This is a genomic window from Kribbella sp. NPDC051137 (assembly GCF_040682535.1).
GTDB lineage: Bacteria > Actinomycetota > Actinomycetes > Propionibacteriales > Kribbellaceae > Kribbella > Kribbella karoonensis.
In genome coordinates, this window is sequence record NZ_JBFBBI010000002.1 from 981,728 (window position 1) to 998,633 (window position 16,906).

Annotated in this window: 15 protein-coding genes; 4 read left to right on the forward strand and 11 right to left on the reverse strand. The window is 70.2% G+C overall.

What is annotated here, in order from left to right; translation table 11 throughout:
- Positions 1-25: 25 nt before the first annotated feature.
- Both AB0M51_RS12215 and AB0M51_RS12220 read right to left on the reverse strand, forming a co-directional pair.
- Positions 26-907, reverse strand: a complete 882-nt coding sequence (locus tag AB0M51_RS12215; protein WP_344187769.1) for an ABC transporter permease — start codon at positions 905-907, stop codon at positions 26-28.
- Positions 897-1,748: an ABC transporter ATP-binding protein gene (locus AB0M51_RS12220; protein WP_344187768.1), complete on the reverse strand. Its 852-nt coding sequence runs from the start codon at positions 1,746-1,748 to the stop codon at positions 897-899. The genes AB0M51_RS12215 and AB0M51_RS12220 overlap by 11 nt, the downstream gene beginning before the upstream one ends.
- Positions 1,749-1,861: 113 nt before the next feature.
- Here AB0M51_RS12220 and AB0M51_RS12225 point away from each other — a divergent pair, with 113 nt between their 5' ends.
- Positions 1,862-3,490, forward strand: coding sequence for a sensor histidine kinase (locus tag AB0M51_RS12225; RefSeq protein WP_344187767.1), 1,629 nt, complete (start codon positions 1,862-1,864; stop codon positions 3,488-3,490).
- 97 nt (positions 3,491-3,587) lie between these two features.
- Entirely contained in the window at positions 3,588-4,259 is a 672-nt protein-coding gene (locus tag AB0M51_RS12230) for a response regulator (protein WP_344187766.1), read from the forward strand.
- On the opposite strand, the gene AB0M51_RS12235 is transcribed toward AB0M51_RS12230, so the two are convergent.
- From AB0M51_RS12235 to AB0M51_RS12270, 8 genes are all read right to left on the reverse strand, one after another.
- Entirely contained in the window at positions 4,256-6,472 is a 2,217-nt protein-coding gene (locus AB0M51_RS12235) for a hypothetical protein (RefSeq protein ID WP_344187765.1), read from the reverse strand. The genes AB0M51_RS12230 and AB0M51_RS12235 overlap by 4 nt on opposite strands.
- 66 nt (positions 6,473-6,538) lie before the next feature.
- Entirely contained in the window at positions 6,539-6,751 is a 213-nt protein-coding gene (locus tag AB0M51_RS12240; protein ID WP_344187764.1) for a hypothetical protein, read from the reverse strand.
- The gene (locus AB0M51_RS12245; RefSeq protein ID WP_344187763.1) at positions 6,748-7,536 is read right to left on the reverse strand and encodes a hypothetical protein; all 789 of its coding nucleotides are present in this window, start codon (positions 7,534-7,536) and stop codon (positions 6,748-6,750) included. Before AB0M51_RS12245 ends, AB0M51_RS12240 begins: the two co-directional genes overlap by 4 nt.
- Before the next feature lie 134 nt (positions 7,537-7,670).
- Complete coding sequence (locus tag AB0M51_RS12250; RefSeq protein WP_363749223.1) at positions 7,671-8,240, reverse strand: Chromate resistance protein ChrB; 570 nt, start codon at positions 8,238-8,240, stop codon at positions 7,671-7,673.
- 13 nt (positions 8,241-8,253) lie between these two features.
- Positions 8,254-8,973: a VIT1/CCC1 transporter family protein gene (locus AB0M51_RS12255; RefSeq protein ID WP_344187761.1), complete on the reverse strand. Its 720-nt coding sequence runs from the start codon at positions 8,971-8,973 to the stop codon at positions 8,254-8,256.
- An 85-nt stretch (positions 8,974-9,058) separates the two neighbouring features.
- A complete protein-coding gene (locus tag AB0M51_RS12260) occupies positions 9,059-10,540 on the reverse strand; it encodes an amidohydrolase family protein (protein ID WP_344187760.1) in 1,482 nt (493 codons plus the stop codon).
- Positions 10,537-11,145, reverse strand: coding sequence for an FMN-binding negative transcriptional regulator (locus AB0M51_RS12265; RefSeq protein ID WP_344187759.1), 609 nt, complete (start codon positions 11,143-11,145; stop codon positions 10,537-10,539). The genes AB0M51_RS12260 and AB0M51_RS12265 overlap by 4 nt, the downstream gene beginning before the upstream one ends.
- 83 nt (positions 11,146-11,228) lie before the next feature.
- Positions 11,229-12,902: a helix-turn-helix domain-containing protein gene (locus tag AB0M51_RS12270; protein WP_344187758.1), complete on the reverse strand. Its 1,674-nt coding sequence runs from the start codon at positions 12,900-12,902 to the stop codon at positions 11,229-11,231.
- A gap of 145 nt (positions 12,903-13,047) precedes the next feature.
- Between AB0M51_RS12270 and AB0M51_RS12275 the strand changes: the two genes are divergently transcribed.
- Both AB0M51_RS12275 and fes read left to right on the forward strand, forming a co-directional pair.
- On the forward strand, positions 13,048-14,409 hold the full coding sequence (locus tag AB0M51_RS12275) for a M14 family zinc carboxypeptidase (RefSeq protein ID WP_344187757.1): 1,362 nt from the start codon (positions 13,048-13,050) through the stop codon (positions 14,407-14,409).
- The gene (fes, locus tag AB0M51_RS12280) at positions 14,399-15,607 is read left to right on the forward strand and encodes an enterochelin esterase (protein ID WP_344187756.1); all 1,209 of its coding nucleotides are present in this window, start codon (positions 14,399-14,401) and stop codon (positions 15,605-15,607) included. Before AB0M51_RS12275 ends, fes begins: the two co-directional genes overlap by 11 nt.
- Here the strand turns inward: fes and AB0M51_RS12285 are convergent.
- On the reverse strand, positions 15,604-16,779 hold the full coding sequence (locus AB0M51_RS12285; protein ID WP_344187755.1) for an amidohydrolase: 1,176 nt from the start codon (positions 16,777-16,779) through the stop codon (positions 15,604-15,606). The two genes, fes and AB0M51_RS12285, sit on opposite strands and share 4 nt — an antisense overlap.
- Positions 16,780-16,906 lie beyond the last annotated feature (127 nt).

The following is a 16,906-nucleotide window of genomic DNA, read 5'->3' on the forward strand; positions in this document are numbered from 1 at the left end:
GAGTTTTCCTTTACGAAGCAGGGGATCAGGCGGTTGCGGTCTGCGACACGCTGGAGGGACGCCAGGCGGTCAGCCGGGCCTCGGCCTTGGAGATGAGCCACTCCGCGCCGAGTGCGATCACCGTGGTGACGATCATCCCGGCGTAGATGCCGGCCGCGTCGAAGTTGCCCTGGGCATGGTTGATCAGGATCCCGAGACCCTTGTCGGCACCGGTGAACTCACCGACGATCGCGCCGATCAGCGCGAACCCGAAGGCCACGTGCATCGAGGCGAGAATCCAGGACGTGGCGCTCGGCAGGATGATCGAGCGCATCAGGTCCCAGCGCGAGGCGCCGAGGATGCGGGCGTTGTCCACCAGCACCTTGTCCACCTCACGGGCGCCCTGGAAGGCGTTGAAGAACACCGCGAAGAACACCAGCACGAAGGCGGTCGCGACCTTCGAGGACAGCCCGAGGCCGAACCAGATCACGAACAGCGACGCGAGCACGATCCGCGGGATCGCGTTCGCCGCCTTGATGAACGGCGCCAGTACGTCGGCCAGGAACCGGCTGCGGCCGAGCACAACACCGAGGACGATGCCGGCGACGGTACCGAGTACGAACCCGACGACGGCCTCCTCGAGCGTGACCGCGATGTTCGACCAGATCGAACCCTGCGCCGTGCCGACGGTGAACCAGTCCACCAGCTTGGCCCAGATCTTGCTCGGCATCGAGTAGTAGAACGGGTCGATCACGGTGCGCGCGGCGAGCTCCCAGGATCCGAGCCAGGCCGCCACCAGGACGACCCGGACGACGTGCACCAGCCACTTGGGCTGACCGGTGCGGCCGCGCAGGAACGCCCACGCGCCGGTGTTCTTCGGTACGGCGTCCTGCGCGGCCGCGGGCGGCGTACGGGTGTCAAGCGACATGGGAGGCTCCTCGGGCTCGGGTGATCTCGACCTCTTCGCGCAGGCTGTCCCACACACGCCGGTAGAGCTCGATGAACTCCGGCGTCAGCCGGATGTCCTCGACCTTCCGCGGCCGCGGCAGGTCGATCGCGACCTCGTCCTTGACGGTCGCCGGGCCGGCGGTCATCACGACCACCCGGTCGGCGAGCGCGATCGCCTCGGTCAGGTCGTGGGTCACGAACACCACGGCGGCGCCGGATCCGGACCACAGCCGGAGCAGTTCGTCCTGCATCAGCTCCCGGGTCTGTACGTCGAGCGCGCCGAACGGCTCGTCCAGGAGCAGGAGTGAGGGCTCGGTGATCAGTGTCTGCGCCATCGCGACGCGCTTGCGCATGCCGCCGGACAACTGGTGCGGGTACCGGTCCTCGAACCCGGTCAGGCCGACGCGGCCGATCCAGTCCTGGGCGCGGCGTTCGGCGTCGGCCTTCGCGACGCCGCGGTACCGCAGCCCGAGCGCGACGTTGTCGAGGACGTTCTTCCACGGCAGCGTCGCATCGGTCTGGAACATGTAGCCGACGCCGTCCGGGATCCCGGAGACCGGCTTTCCGTGGACCAGCACCTCGCCCGACGACGCGGGTTCGAGGCCGGAGACCAGGGACAGGGTGGTGGACTTGCCGCAGCCGGTCGGGCCGACGACGGTGACGAACTCGCCGGCGCCGACCTCGAGGTCGACATCGGTGATCGCCGTGAACGCGCCCCGGTCGCGGGTCGCGAAGCGCTTCGTGGCCTGCCGGAGCGCGATCGCCGGGGCGACGGCCGGGGCGGCGGTGCCCGTGCTGGGCTTCGGTGTGACAGGGGTCATGGCGGAAGACCGTAGAAGCGCGCCGCCGACGCCGGAACCCTTGCGCTCGTTGTGGTGGCTAGCCGCACAACTCGCGTTCTGCGCATTCTGCTCACGAGTCGTATGGTGGACCGATGGCCACCGTAACAGCCGGTTCGACGCGGCACGGTCCGCGTTCCTGGCGACTGCGGACCCAGGCGATCGTGTTCCAGGCGGCGCTGCTCACGATCATCCTGCTGCTCTGCCTGGTCGTGTCCGGCTTGCTGCTGCGCAGCGACCTGGAGCGCCAGTACGAACAACGCGCCCTCGCCGTCGCCCGCTCCGTCGCGCAGCAGGCCGACCTCGCCGGCCTGGTCACCACGACGAAGCCGAGCCGGACCGGTCCGGTCCAGGTCGCGGCCGAGCGGGTCCGCGTCGCGACCGGCGCGCTGTACGTTGTGGTGACCAACGATGCGGGCATCCGGTACAGCCATCCGACGTTGAGCGAGGTCGGGCAGCGGGTCAGCACCGACCCGTCCGAGGCGCTGTCCGGCCGCGACGTGGTCGTCGTACAGCAGGGGACGCTGGGGGACTCGGCGCGCGGGAAGGTTCCGCTGCGGGCGGCGGACGGACGCGTGGTGGGGGAGGTCAGCGTCGGCATCTCGATGGACGACCTGAACGTGCGGCTCCGGCAGTTGGTGCTGTTGCTCGCGCTGATCATGGTCCCGGTGCTGGCGCTGGGCATGGTCGGCGTGGTGACGCTGGCCCGACGGCTGCGGCGTACGACGCTCGGCCTGGAGCCGGAGGAGATGGCCGATCTGCTGCGTGAGCACGCGGCCGTCCTCGGCGGCGTGCGGGACGGGGTGCTGGCGATCGACGACCGGGAGCGGGTCACAGTCGCGAACGACGAGGCGATCCGGCTGACCGGCGGCGGTCCGATCGTGCGCGGGCGGCCGCTCGACGCGTCGGGCGCACCCGACGAGATCGTGGAGCTGTTCCGGCTCGAGCAGGCGCCGACCGGGGCGCTGCGGGTGATCGGCGACCGGGTCGTCCTGGTCACCCGGCTGCCGGTGCGGCGGGACGGTCGCGATCTCGGGCAGGTACTGATCCTCCGCGATCGGACTGACCTCGACGAGCTGGGCCGCGAGCTCGAGGCGACCCGAGCGCTGACGGACGCGTTGCGCGCGCAGGCCCACGAGTACACGAACCGGCTGCATTCGCTGGCGGGCATGTTGCACGTCGGGCACGTCGACCAGGCGCTCGAATACCTCGACGACCTCCGGGTCTCCGCGACCCGCCCCGACGGCGTCACCGATCCGTACCTGGTGGGCCTGCTGACCGCGAAGACCGCGGCCGCCTCGGAAGCCGGTGTCGAGCTGCGCACCGGCGACTCCACCTGGGTCGACGGCCGGCTGCGACGCCCGCTGGACACCGTGACCGTGGTCGCCAACCTGGTCGACAACGCGATCCGCGCCGCCGCCGAGACCACTCCGGCCGATCGTCGCCCCGCCCGGGTGGAGATCACGCTCGCGTCGTCGGGCGAGGACCTGATCGTGCACGTCCTGGACAGCGGCGCCGGCGTACCCTCCGGCGCGGACATCTTCGGGTACGGCGTGACGTCGCGGGCGGCGGCCGACGGACACGGCATCGGCCTCGTGCTGGCCCGGCAGACGGCCCGGTCACACGGCGGCGACGTCCTGCTGGTCGATGCCGGAGGCAACGACCACGGCGCCGTCTTCACCGCCCGCCTACCAGGCGTGATCAACAGCCGGGAGGCCAGATGACGGTGCACATGCCGCGACTCCGTCGCGGCGGGTCATGGGGCTCGACCTCCCGGTCTTCCCTCGTCGCTCCGCTCCTCAGTCCAGACCGGGAGGCCCCATGACCGAGATCGGAGTACTGGTGGTCGACGACGACTTCCGGGTGGCCGGGGTGCATGCGTCGTACGTCGAGCGGGTGCCCGGGTTCCGGGTGGTCGGGGTCGCGCACACGGCGGCGGACGCGATGCGGACGGCCGAGGAGACCGAGCCGGACCTCGTACTGCTCGACGAGTACCTCCCGGACGCGCCGGGCTCGGCGATCATCCGGACGCTCGGCGCGGCGGTGATCGTCATCAGCGCGGCCGACGACGCGGAGACGGTACGCCGGGCGGTCGCGCTGGGGGCGATCAACTACCTGGTCAAGCCGTTCCCGCCGCAGGTGCTGGCCGACCGGCTGACGGCGTTCGCGCGGTTCCGGCAGCAGGTCGACGGCGACCGCCGGCTCGACCAGAACGCGATCGACCGGGCGTTCGGCGCCCTGCGCGAGGGTGACTCGTCGGCCGGGGCGCTGCCCAAGGGACGGTCCGCGGTCACCGCGGACGCGATCCGGGACGCGCTCCGGAGCGCCGACGAACCACTGACCGCGGCGGCGATCGCAGACCTCACCGGCGTTTCCCGCGCCACCGCGCAGCGCTATCTGTCCGACCTGGTCCGCGCAGACCGGGTCGAACTCACCCTCCGCTACGGCAGCACCGGCCGCCCCGAACACCGCTTCGCCTGGCGCGGCCGTTAGACGATCACGATGCGCTGGATCCCGGGCGGCCGATGGACGACGATCCGCGCCGGTTCCTCGGCCCACGTCGTACTGTGCCGCACCTCCAGCGTGTCGCCGTACCGCCGGAACCGCAGCGTCATCGGGCCGAACAGCGTCGGCATCGGTTCGAACACGGTCTCCTCGTCAGGGGAGATCCACGCCCGCGGGCAGAGCCGGAGCAGGTGCAGCTCGCCGGGCACGATCGCGTCGTCGATCACCGCGTGCCGCGCCGCCCAGACGATCAGCGGCTGGACGCCGACCATCCCGTACATCCCGTGCCGGTGCTCCCCGGCGATGTAGGTCTGCGGCGAGATCGCCCCGGTGATCAGGCCGTAGAGCCCTTCGAGGAAGTGCTCGCGGTCACCCAGTTCCCAGCTGTGGAAGAGATTCCAGCTGTAGCACGGCTCGCCGCTGCTCTGCTCGTGGTCGAGGACGACCCGGTCCAGCGCGGTGTGGTGTGCTGAGTCGAAGTTCGCCGTGTTCGGGCCGACCCGGAAGAACTCCACGAACGACCGCATCAACGGATCGTCGGCCGGCATCAGCCCCGCCCACACCGACATCAGCGCCCCGCCGTCGAACAGTTCCAGCTCCGGCCAGGCGCTCTCCGGGCCGTAGAACTTGCTCGGCAGCACCGGCCACGGCGTACCGTCCGGAGCCGTCCACGTCGGCGCGTCCGCGGTCCGCAACGCCTCGACGTACGCCGCCCGGAACCGCTCGCCGAGCTCCGCGAACTCGACCGCCCGCGGATGCCCGATCCGCCGCAGCAGTTGCACCGCGCTCATCAACCCGCGGTACGTCCACGCCTGGATCGACACCGACTGCTGCTCGACGCCGGTGTCGTTCGCCTTCGCCGGCGGCATCAGGCCGGGCACCGCCGGATGTTCGACGTACGCGCACGACCGGGCGATGAAGTCGCACGCCTGCACGATCGGCTCGGTCCACCGCTCGACGAACGCCTGGTTGCGGCTGAGCAGCGCGTGCCTGGCGACCGCTTCGAGGATCGCGCCGTGATCGCTCAGCCAGTCGAACGACTGCAGGCTCGACGGCGTCGCGAAGAACCCGGCGTTCGAGATCCCGTCGTACGCCGTTCCCGGCGGCTGTCGCACGCCCTGCGACGCCCGGTACAGCTCGAGGTGCGACGCGACCAGGTCGTGATGGCCGAGCAGGTCGAGGAACATGTGGCTGACCATCGACGTCGGCGTGCTCCACAGCACGTCGTACCCGAACGATCCGGTGAGGAACGTGGGCAGACCGGTGTCCGGGCTCTTCTCCGCGATGATCTCGGCGAGCTGCACGCTGCGCCGGAAGAACGAGTTCACGTACTTCTCCGGCGTCCGGATCACCGCCGCGGTGCGCGGTTCCCAGTACGACTCGGCCTCGGCCAGTGCCCCGTCGTAGCCGAGCCGGACCTCGTCGTCGACGTCGCCCGGGAGCATCGGGAGCAGCACGTCGACGGACGCCCCGACCCGCGCGTCGAGGATGATCTCCAAGTCGTAGACACCCGGCGCCACCGGGCTGAGCCTCCCCGGGGCGACGAGCCGAACGTTGCCATCGGCATCGACAATCCGGTCGCCGCACTGCTCCAGCGGACCGTCGAGCGGAGCGGCGGACGGCGTCACCTGCATCGTGATCCACGCTTCCTGCTGCTCCGGCGGATCGACGACGTGCGTCAGGAACACCTTGCTCAACCGCAGTACGAGCCGGAACTCGTCTGGTGGCCGTACGTCGTTCACCTGCTCGACGGTGAACCGCGTCCACGCGTAGATCGGCTCCAGCGCCGTCTCCACGTCGCGTCCGCCGGCCACGTGCGCGAACGTCGACTGCCGCAGTACGAGACCCTCCTGCCGCCGGTGCTCGGTCCACAGCACCGGCGTCGCGGTGTCCTCCCGCCAGCCCTGGATCCCGACGCCGAAGTCGGTGCGATGCAGGTACTGCGGTGCGCTCGGCGGCGGCGGGATCCGGCCCCGGTCGGGCATCACCACGGTGACCTGGAAGTCGCGGCCGCGGTACGGCGCGAGGTACGGCTTGAGCGCGGGGGAGTCGCTGGGCGGGAGCGCGACCGCGGGCTGGCAGACGATCGTGCCGTTATAGAACACGTCGAACCGGAACAGGTGCGACGGCCACCCGACCGGCGTCCAGACCTGGCGCTGCGGCGCCCACCAGGTGAGCGCCTGTTCGGCATCCGGTTCCATCAGGCTTCTCCTTCCGGTATCCAAGAAAAGTCTTCGGGATACCGGAAGAAGATGCAAGGCCTGCGGCTACTTCTTCCGGACGTCGATCGCCAGGCTGATGCTGAACGCGGCGATCAGCAGCAGGCCGCCGAGCAGCGTGAGCGCGGTGTCGTTCAGGGCGCCGGTGAGCATCACGACCACCAGGACGGCGAGCGTCGTGACGACCGCGGCCGCGATCTTCCAGTCGTCGCCGATGATGAAGTCGTACCAGAACTGGCCGAAAGCCTTCAGATACTTCACTTCCGCACCTCCACGGCGACGGCGGGGGACCCGACGGCAGGCTTGCGCAGGGCCGCGACGAAGACCCGGCTGAGGATCAGCCAGGCAGCGATCAGCACCAGGATCATCAGGTCGTGACCCGGCCAGCCGAGGCTCTCCCTGCCATGCCGGAAGATGCCGATGCCCTCGACCGCCCAGTACGTCCCGAAGGACGCGAGCAGCAGCCCGACGCCGTACTTCAGCAGGTTCTCGTTGATCATCGACAGTGGCCGCCGGAGCGCGACGGCGATCGCCAGTACGACGACCACGGCCGCGGCGGCGCCCGCGCCGGCGACCGGGATGTTGTTCGCGTTCAGGCCGAAGGTGAGGACGATGAACACGACCTCCATGCCTTCGAGGAAGACGCCCTTGAACGACACCATGAAGCCGAACAGGTCGATGCCGCCCTTGGACTCACCCGCCGCCGTTGCTGCCTCGACCTCCTCGCGGTAGATCGCGTCCTCGTCGTGGACGGCCTTGCGTCCGGACGATCTGAGGATCGCTTTGCGAAGCCATTGCAGGCCGAAGATCAGCAGCAGGCCGCCGATCGCGAGCTGCAGCGCCGACTCCGGCAGCCAGGTCGCCAGCGCGTAGCCGGCCGCCAGCGTGACCACCGCGAGCACCGCCAGCGCCGCGAACGTCCCGGCCATCGCCGACCGCCAGCCCCGGGTGTACCCCATCGCCATGACGATCGTGGTGGCCTCCACCATTTCCACGAAACACGCGACGAACGTCGCGATGATCAGTCCCCACGTTGCCGCGTCCATCTCTCACTTCCTCCAGTGCAGATGAAACATATGCTGCACGAAACGATAGTTACAGTGAAATGAGGTGTCAATGGAACGCAGAAGACCCGGCCGAACATGTCGGCCGGGTCTTCCGGTGGTGCCGGGGGAAGCGGTCAGGCTTCGCCCTGGGTGCGTTCGTAGACGTCGGCTTCGAACTCCTCGAGCAGGCGCTCGCAGTCGGCGACCTTGGTACGGGCGAGGTCCTTGCCGTCGGCACCCATCCAGTCGCGGCCTTCGACCTTGGCGAGCCAGCGACGGAGCTTCTCGAGGTCCTGGCGGATCTCCTCGGCCTCCTCGAACGTGTAGTTCTCCCGGAAGCGCTCGAACTCGATCTCCTTGACGAACTTCGTGTCGCACTCCTCGACGATCTCGGCGTACTCCTTGGCCGACTGGTCGCGGAAACCCTCGACGAACTGCTCGCGGACGTCGTCCTCGACGTCGTTGAGGGTCAGGAACACGCTCGACCCGCCGAGCTCGGTGACCCGGGCGCGGACCTTCTCCATCCCGGCGCGCAACTCCTCGCGGTCGGGCAGCACGCAGACCGCCTGCTGGACGTAGAACCCGCCGAGCCGTTTCAGTTCGCGCCACACCGCGACCCGGGCCCGCGACGAGTCGCTGGGCACCTTGTAGATCAGCAGCAGCCAGCTCTCCGGCTTCTTCGGATTCGTACGTCGGGTCGCCATCAGGTAAGCCTACCTAGGACAGGCCTGTTCCCACTGCGAGGCCGATCGCGAACGTGACCGCCGCCGACAGCCCGCCGAGCAGGAGTTGGCGACCGCCGCCGTACCAGAACGGGCGGGCGGTGATCTTGCCGACGATGCCGCCGGTGACCACCAGGCCGAGCGCGCTCAGCACCAGCGCGGGCAGGATGCTGCCGGCGCCGAAGACGAACGGGAGCAGCGGGATCAGCGCGCCGACCGCGAACGCGGCGAACGACGACCCGGCAGCGACCCACGGCGACGGCAGGTCGTTGGGGTCGACGCCGAGCTCCTCGCGGACGTGGACGTCGAGCGCGACCTCGGGGTTCGCGGTCAGCTCGCGGGCCACCTCGGCGGCCAGCTCGGGACGCAGTCCCTTGGCCTCGTACATCAGCGCGAGCTCGCGCTCCTCCTCGGCCGGGTGGATCTCCAACTCGCGCTTCTCGACGGCGATCTCGGCCTGCATCAGCTCGGTCTGGGACGAGACCGAGGTGAACTCGCCGGACGCCATCGAGCAGGCGCCGGCGACCAGCCCGGCGAGGCCGGTCATCAGCACGACCTTGCCGGTCGCACCGCCGCCCACGACACCGGCGACCAGGGCGAAGTTCGACACCAGACCGTCCATCACGCCGAAGGTCGCGGGTCGCAGCCAGCCGCCGGTGACGTCGCGGTGGGAGTGGTGGATCTCAGGGGACTGCTCCGCGAGTTCCGCGGTCATGGATACATCCTTTCGGACTGAGGTGAGCCTTGCCGAACTGAGGTTTGCGTAACCTCAGTTAATTTGCATCACCTGTTACATCAGTCTATTCGTTACCGAAATCATCGGCAAGGAAGCTCACCTCACCGGCCACCAGCGTGGCCAGGACGGGGAGCGCCCGCAGGTCGGCGTTCGACAACGTCGCGGGGTCCTCGGGGACCAGGACGAGATCGGCGGGGTCGCCGACGGTCAGCCGCTGCCGGCCGCCGGCAGCGGCCTTCAGCGCGGCGGGCAGCGGGATCGCCTGCTCGACGTGCCACGGTGGCCGGTCGTCGTCGGTGCGGTGTACGGCGTCGGCGATCGCGTGCCAGGGATCGGGCTCGGCCACCGGAGCGTCCGATCCGAGTTCGAGGGTCGCGCCGGCCCGGAGCAGCGAGCCGTACGGGAACGCGTCGCGGTCCGGCCAGTGCCGGTCGGCGACGTCGCGGTCACTCATCGCGTGCTGCGGCTGGATCGACGTGATCAGGCCCGGCCGGGCGAATCGGGTCGCGTCGGCGGGCCTGATCAGCTGGGCGTGCTCGATCCGGCCGCGGCAACCGACCCGGTCGAACGCGTTCAGCGCGATCGTGTTCGCGTGGTCGCCGATGGCGTGCACCGCCGGGTCGAGTCCGTTGCTGGAGGCAAGAGTCATCAGGGAGACCAGCTCGTCCTCGCCGATCAGCAACAGTCCGTGCCGTTCACCGGCCCCGGCCTCCGGATAAGGGTCGTGACAGTACGCCGTCCTGGTGTTCAGCGAACCGTCCGCGACGAGCTTGAACGGGCCGACCTCGATCAGGCCATGCCCGCCGGGCACCGCGTGACCGGTGCGGAGGCCGAGGTCGATCGCCTCGTCCAGCCAGGGCCGCCAGATCGACGTCTTCACCCGGACCGGGACCGGACCCTGCTCGGAGCGGCGTACCCAGTCGGCCCGGTTGTCGGCGTACTCGAAGTCGATGATCGAGGTGATGCCGCGCCGGGCGGCGGCGCGGGTTGCCTCGAGCACCCATCGGTCGACGAGCTCGTGCGGTACGTCGCGGGACAACTCGTAGTTCACCCGGATGCAGTCCTGCTCCCGCAGTACGCCGGTCTCGTCCTCGCGGCCGAGGTGCTGGAGCAGGGCAGGGCTGAGCCAGATCGCGTGGAGATCCTGGCTGATGACGGCGATCCGTACGCCGGGCAGCGCCGCCTCCAGCATGTCCTTGTGCGGTGGGGTCGTCCACAGGCCGTCGCGGAAACCGTGGGCTGTCACGACATCGCCGGCCGATAACGGCGGACGGTCCTTGAGGGCGCTGGCCACGAGTTCGACGACCTCGGTCGCGGACCGGGCGCGTTGGACGTCGATCCGGCGGCGGCGTTCGGCCCATTGTGCGGTGTGCACGTGGCCGTCGATCAGCCCGGGCAGGAGGGTCGCGCCGCGGTGGTACAGCACGTCGTCGCCGGTCTCCGGGACGACTTCGCCGATCGCGGCCAGTCGATTGTCGACGATACGCACGTCGACAATCCGACTGTCACTGCCCAGCCGGACCTGCCGCAGCACGACCGGCTTCATCGGCCGACCCCGAAGGAGCGCATGGTCGCGGCGAGCTCCGGATTCCCGTGCACCTGATCGCTGTCGAGCCCGGCCAGTACGCCGGCCTGGTCGGCGGCGGGTTTGTCCTGGCTCAGCTTGGCTTTGGCGACGACGCGGGACGGCACCAGCCGGAACCCGGTGGTGTGCGGTGCGAGCTGCTGGGCGTACTCCGTCACCTGGTCGAGCCGGAACGGGTTCGGTCTCGCCTGCTCGTAGTGGTCGACGGTCCGGCTGAGTACGTCGTACGTCTCGTCCGCGGTGAGGAGTTCGGGCCGTCCGTGCAGATGGCAGACGACGAAGTTCCAGGTCGGGACGTACGGACCGCCGGCGTACCAGTCCGGCGTGACGTAGCCGTGCGGGCCCTGGACGATGACGACGACGTCGTGCTGCCCGAGTTCGTGGTTGTCGGCGTCCACCCGGGCGAGATGGCCGACGATCGACTGGTCCGGTTCGGCCAGGATCGGGGCGTGCGAGACGACGAGTCCGGTCGGCAGGTGACTGACCAGTGTGACCCAGGAGTGACGGGTGACGAGGTCCTGGATGCGGGCGGGATCGGTCAGGGCGTAAGCGGGGTTCTCCAGCATGCGAGAACCGTAGGTTTCCGGCCCGGGCCCCGGCTTTGTCGCGCGGCAACGATTGTCGGCGGGCGGTTGTCGGGGACGACAGGTCAGTCGATCAGGCGGAGCAGCCGCAGTTGCAGCCAGGTGGCGAGGATCTGGTCGCCGTCCTCCAGGGAGAGGTCGAACATCGTCTCGATCCGCCGGATCCGGTACCGCATGGTGTTCTCGTGGATGTTCAGCGCCTCCGCCGCCCGGACCGCGTCGCCGAACGAGCTGAGGTAGGTCAGCAGGCTCTCGGCGTACTCCGTCCCGTGCTGCTGGTCGTGTTCGCGAATCGCGCGCACCGGTCCGAGCAGTTGCCCCTCGACGGCGGCGCCCTGGTTCGCGACCATCCGCAGCACCACCTCGGTGCGCACCTGCTCGACGCTCGCGACCCGGGGTGTCGGCTCACCGCGCGACGCCCGCCCGGTGAGCACCGCGAGCACCCGGTCCGCCATCGCCCGTGACTCCGGTACGTCGGCCAGACCGGCGGCGCAGGACCCGATGCCGACCAGTACGTCGAGATGCCCGGAGCGCTGGATGGTCGCCGCGAGATCGTCGGCGAGTTTGAGCAGCCGCGGCGACGGCTCGTCGGTGGTCCGGGTCGGGAGCAGCGCGTAGACGAGGCCGGAATCCGTGACGCACAAGGCGCTCGAGTGCCAGGCCTCGCAGTACAACGTGACCAGGTCGACGATCCGGGACGCGGCCAGGATCGGCTCGACGTCGTCGCCGACCGGCGCGATCACCAGCACCACGCTGGGGGTGTCCGGCTTGATGCCGAGTTGGGCGGCAGCGCTGCGCGGCGCGACCGCGCCGTCGAGCAACAGCCGGAGTGCTTCGGTACGCCGGGCCCGCTCCGGATCACGTTGCCCGCGCGCGCGGAGCAGGTGTAGCGTGGTCGCGCGGGCGGCGTCGACGAGGACGCGTTCCGCGCGGGCGACGACCGGCGGCCGGTCGGTCAGCACCCAGATCAGCCCGAGCGCCTCGGTGCCGGCGCGGACCGCGATCGCCATCCGGCTCGCGTACTCGGGCGCCGGGCTCTCGAAGTACACCGGGCTCTCGGAACGCAGGACGGCCTGGTACTCCTCGTAGTTCGTCGGCCGGTCCGGGGTCTGCCGGCCGAGGATGCCGAGCCGGCGGATCTCGTCGATCTCCTGGTGCGGCAGGTTCGAGTACGCGATCACCCGGCCGGTCGGGTCCTCGATCGTGATCGCGCCGCCGACCGAGGTGGCGATCGCGTTGGCCAGCGCGAACAGGTCGCCGAGCCCGATCGCGGCGAACCGGTCGGTGGCGTCGGACAGCGCCGGCTCCTTGCTGGAGCTGATCAACGCGTCGAGGTGCCGCCAGGCCATCTCGTCCGGCGTGGTCAGCAGCGCGATCCGGGCCTTGTCGGCAGCGTGCGCGAGCCGGGCCAGATCGTCACCGAACGCCTTCACCACGACGGCGCGGTAGCCCGCGGCCGCGGCCCCGTGGACGGTGTCGGCGGCCTGCGTCGACGGGCTGCCGGTGAGCAGCAGGATGCCGGCGTCGGCCGGCGGCAGCGGCTCACCCGGGCCGTGCACCACGACCTCGCGGACCTTGTCCGACAACCGGCCGCCCGCGGTGATCACGTGCAGCGCGTGCGGACCGAGGTTCTCCACGATCCGGTCCAGGGTCCGGTCCGGCGCGTCGGCGGGCGGTTCGACGGGCACGACAAAGGTCGCCGACGGAATCGACGACTCGGGGCTGGACCGACCGTGCATACAGCGACAATAGACGTCCTGCCGGAGATAGCCTTGTCGGATCCGACAAAGCAACGGATCAATCTGGTCGGCTGGACCAAGGCCCACCGGCCCGTCGCCGACCCACCATGAGAGCCCCGTCCGGACGATCGAGGAGGCGACCCGGGTGCTGCCCGCGTGGCTGGAGACCGAGCTGCAAACCGTCCCGGAGATCGCGGTGTTCAGCACTGCCGACGAGCTCGTCGCGGGGCTGACCCACCTGCACGATCTCCACCCCGACCTGACCTCGCTGCGCCGGATCGGGACCTCCCGGCTCGGCGACCCGCTGCTCTGCCTGACGATCGGCTCCACCGGCCCGGACGCGCTGGTGTTCGGACTGCCGCACCCGAACGAGCCGATCGGCGGCCTGACCGCGCTGCACCTGGCCGCCCGGGTGTGTGCGGACGAGACGCTGCGGGAACGGCTCGGGCATCGTTGGCACATCGTCGCGTGCATCGACCCCGACGGGCTACGGCTGAACGAGGGCTGGCTGAAGGGGCCGTTCACCCGCGAGCACTACGCCCGGAACTTCTACCGCCCGGCCGGCGACGAGCAGATCGAGTGGACGTTCCCGCTCGACTACAAGACGGCGTACTTCGACCAGGTGCTGCCGGAGACGACGGCGTTGATGCGGCTGATCGACCAGGTCCGCCCGCGATTGATGTGTTCGCTGCACAACACCGAGGTCGGCGGCGCGTACTACTACCTGTCGCGGCCGGAGCCCGAGCTGCACGGCGTACTGCAGGAGATCCCCGAGCGGCTCGGGCTGAGCCTGGACCGTGGCGAGCCGGAGTCGCCGTCGATGGAGCGGTTCGCCGACGGGATCTTCCGGATGCCGGACATCGAGACGCTGTACGACTACTACGTCGAGCACGACGACCCGCTGCCGGAGAAGTTCGGCGGGAACAGCAGCCACTCCTACGCGCGCCCGTACGGCACGTTGACGCTGCTGAGCGAGCTGCCGCACTGGGACGACGCGCGGGTGAGCGACGCGTCGCCGACCACGACGACGTACGCCGAGGTGCTGCGGGAGCAGGCGGCCGGGTTCCGCGAGCTGGTGGAGTGGATGGAGGAGATCCTCGCCGCTACCGGGGACGAGCTGACGGCGGGTTCGGCGTACGTGCGGGCCAGCCGGTACTACGCGCGGGTGATGGCACCCTCACCGGACGCGATCGAGAAGCGTGCGACCGACGCGGGGGCGCAACGTCCGGCGACGGTCGCCGAGCTGGCCTCGCTGCGGGACTCGGTGCACATGTTCCGCCTGCGGTACGCGGGGATGCTGCTCCGCGCGCTCGACGGAGAAGTTGCCATCGGCAATGCGACACCGGCGATCCGGGAGGCGCAGCGGCGGTTGGCCGCGCAGTACGACGCCTGGCTCGCGGAGGCCGCCGAGGGAGCGTCGACGGTGCAGATCCCGATCGGATCGTTGGTGGCGTCCCAGTACGCCGCCCTCGCGGCGACGGCCGAGTACCTGACTCGTGCCCACTAGCCCGCGGATCGAGCAACTCCGCCAGGACCTGGCCGGCGGACCGGTGGACGGCGTACTCGCGCGCTTCTGGGCCGAGGTCGCGTTGACCGGCACACCGCTGATCGAGCCGTACGACGAGGACCAGCGACTGGTGACGTTCCTGTGGAAGGAGGAACGTCCGGTCGAGACGGTGGCGGTGATCGGCGGACCGGCGTTGTGGTGGGAGATCCCCGGCAACCAACTGGAGCGGCTCGACGGTACGGACGTGTGGTTCCGGACCTACCTGGTGTGGGCGGACCACCGAGGGCGGTACGTCCTGTCGCCGGACGACTCCCTGGAGCCGCTGGCCGTCGCCGGTACGCCGGAGGCCGTCGCGCGGGCGTCGACGTTCGTCCCGGACCCGTTCAACCGGTCGCCGTTCACGCTGCCGGGTGTCGCGGGCGACCCGGTGAGCCCGCCGCAGCACTTCTCCACCTTCGCGCTCGACCAGGCGACGCCGCGGGACTGGTGTGCGCCACGGGCCGGGGTACGCCGTGGGGTGATCCGCGAGGAGACGGTCACATCGGACGTGCTGGGGAACGAGCGGACCGTCTGGCTCTGGGAGTCCGCCGTACAGGGACCCGAGCCGGCGCTGCTCGTCCTCCTGGACGGGCGCGACTGGAACGAGGCGCTGCCGATCTTCCCGACGCTCGACAACCTGGTCGACGCGGGCGAGCTGCCGCCGCTGGTCGCCGTCCTGCCGGACAGCGTCGACTTCGCCACCAGAGCGCGTGAACTTCCTTGTAACCAAGGGTTTCTGCGGCTCCTGACCGACGAATTGTTGCCGTGGGCGCGCAAGGTGACCGGGGCGACGAGTGATCCACGCAGGACCGTGATCGCCGGGAAGAGCTACGGCGGGTTGGCGTCGGTGTACGCCGGTCTGCGGCGGCCGGACGTCTTCGGGACGGTGATCGCGCAGTCCGGCTCGTTCTGGTGGAGCCCGCCGGATGAGGAGCCCGAATACCTGCTCCGGCAGGTCGACCGCGAGCTGCCGGTCCGGTTCTGCCTGGACGTCGGGCTGCAGGAGGGCGACTGGATGATCCCGCAGACCCAGCGCCTCGCCGACGCGCTGGAGGGGTACGCCGACGAGGTCCTCTACCGGGAGTACAACGGCGGCCACGACCTGAACTGCTGGCTCGCCGAACTACCCTCCGAACTCCGCTGGGCCTTCACGGGCTAAGCCCACCAGTCCCGCCCGCCGATCGTTCCGACGCGGCGCTCGTTGTCCCAGCGGAACACTTCGCGGCCCTGCTGGTACGCGAGTTCGACGCGCTGCATCGGGTCGAGCGGGTCGCCGGACCAGACGCACAGATCCGCGTCCTTGCCCGGGGCAAGCGATCCCAGACGGTCCGCGATCCCCAGCACACGGGCCGGGTTGAGCGTGACGGCGCGGAGCGCGACGTCCCGGTCCAGCCCTTCGCGGACGGCGTACGCAGCCTGGACGATCAGCAGGTTGGCCGGGATCACCGGGTGGTCGGTGACCAGCGACAGCTCGATCCCGGCCTCCGCGAGCAGCCGGGCGTTCCGGAACGCGCGGTTCCGGAGCTCGACCTTCCCGCGGCCGACGATCAGCGGACCGAGCAGCACCGGGATGTTGCGTTCGGCAAGGAGCTCCGCGACCAGATGCGCCTCCGTGCCGTGGTCGATGACCAGGTCGTACCCGAACTCGTCGGCCAGCCGGACCGCCGTACGGATGTCGTCCGCGCGATGGCAGTGCTGCCGCCACGGGATCTCCCGCCGCAGGACCCGGCCGAGCGCCTCCTTGCCGAGGTCGGCCGGCGTACCGTCGTACTGCCGCGCCTCGGCCAGCGCCTGCCGGATCACCGCGGCGATGCCCATCCTGGTCGCCGGCAGCCGGCCGGCGTCACCGTGGTACCGCTTCGGGTTCTCCCCGAGTGCGGACTTCATCCCGGCGGGGGAGCGCAGCACCATCTCGTCCACGGTGCGGCCGGTGCAGCGGACCGCGACGGTCTCGCCGGCGATCGGGTTGCACGAGCCCGGGTTGATCCCGACCGCGAGGACCCCGCCGCCGACCGCGTCCCGGAACCCTTCGTCCGCGGGGTTGATCGCGTCCAGCGCCCGCAGGTGCGCGGTCACCGGAGTGGTTGCCTCGTCGTGGTCGTCGCCGGCCCACCCTTCGCCCTCCTCGAGCGTGCCCATGTGGGTGTGCGCGTCGACCAGACCCGGCAGTACCCAGCGGCCGCGGGCGTCCACGACCGTGGCGTCCTCCGGTACGGCGACCGTGGCGCCGACGGCGACGATCCGCCCGTCGCCGATCAGCACCGTCCCGCCCGGGATCGGAGGTCCGTCGACCGGGACCACGGTGCCACCCTGGACTGCCAGCATCGTCATGTCCTGCATCCTGTCCGGACCGACCCGCTGTGAGGCTGTCGATCTCGACAACATCGGCGCGCCGAATCTGAGCTGTCCGATAAGGCTGCGTGTCAGTCGCCACACCCAGGATGGGCGGACCGATCCC

Excerpts from the sequence above, each read along its gene's own strand:
- AB0M51_RS12215 (WP_344187769.1), bottom strand. The coding sequence starts at position 907 with ATGTCGCTTGACACCCGTACGCCGCCCGCGGCCGCGCAGGACGCCGTA.
- AB0M51_RS12220 (WP_344187768.1), bottom strand. The coding sequence starts at position 1,748 with ATGACCCCTGTCACACCGAAGCCCAGCACGGGCACCGCCGCCCCGGCC.
- AB0M51_RS12225 (WP_344187767.1), top strand. The coding sequence starts at position 1,862 with ATGGCCACCGTAACAGCCGGTTCGACGCGGCACGGTCCGCGTTCCTGG.
- AB0M51_RS12230 (WP_344187766.1), top strand. The coding sequence starts at position 3,588 with ATGACCGAGATCGGAGTACTGGTGGTCGACGACGACTTCCGGGTGGCC.
- AB0M51_RS12235 (WP_344187765.1), bottom strand. The coding sequence starts at position 6,472 with ATGGAACCGGATGCCGAACAGGCGCTCACCTGGTGGGCGCCGCAGCGC.
- AB0M51_RS12245 (WP_344187763.1), bottom strand. The coding sequence starts at position 7,536 with ATGGACGCGGCAACGTGGGGACTGATCATCGCGACGTTCGTCGCGTGT.
- AB0M51_RS12250 (WP_363749223.1), bottom strand. The coding sequence starts at position 8,240 with ATGGCGACCCGACGTACGAATCCGAAGAAGCCGGAGAGCTGGCTGCTG.
- AB0M51_RS12255 (WP_344187761.1), bottom strand. The coding sequence starts at position 8,973 with ATGACCGCGGAACTCGCGGAGCAGTCCCCTGAGATCCACCACTCCCAC.
- AB0M51_RS12260 (WP_344187760.1), bottom strand. The coding sequence starts at position 10,540 with ATGAAGCCGGTCGTGCTGCGGCAGGTCCGGCTGGGCAGTGACAGTCGG.
- AB0M51_RS12265 (WP_344187759.1), bottom strand. The coding sequence starts at position 11,145 with ATGCTGGAGAACCCCGCTTACGCCCTGACCGATCCCGCCCGCATCCAG.
- AB0M51_RS12270 (WP_344187758.1), bottom strand. The coding sequence starts at position 12,902 with ATGCACGGTCGGTCCAGCCCCGAGTCGTCGATTCCGTCGGCGACCTTT.
- AB0M51_RS12285 (WP_344187755.1), bottom strand. The coding sequence starts at position 16,779 with ATGACGATGCTGGCAGTCCAGGGTGGCACCGTGGTCCCGGTCGACGGA.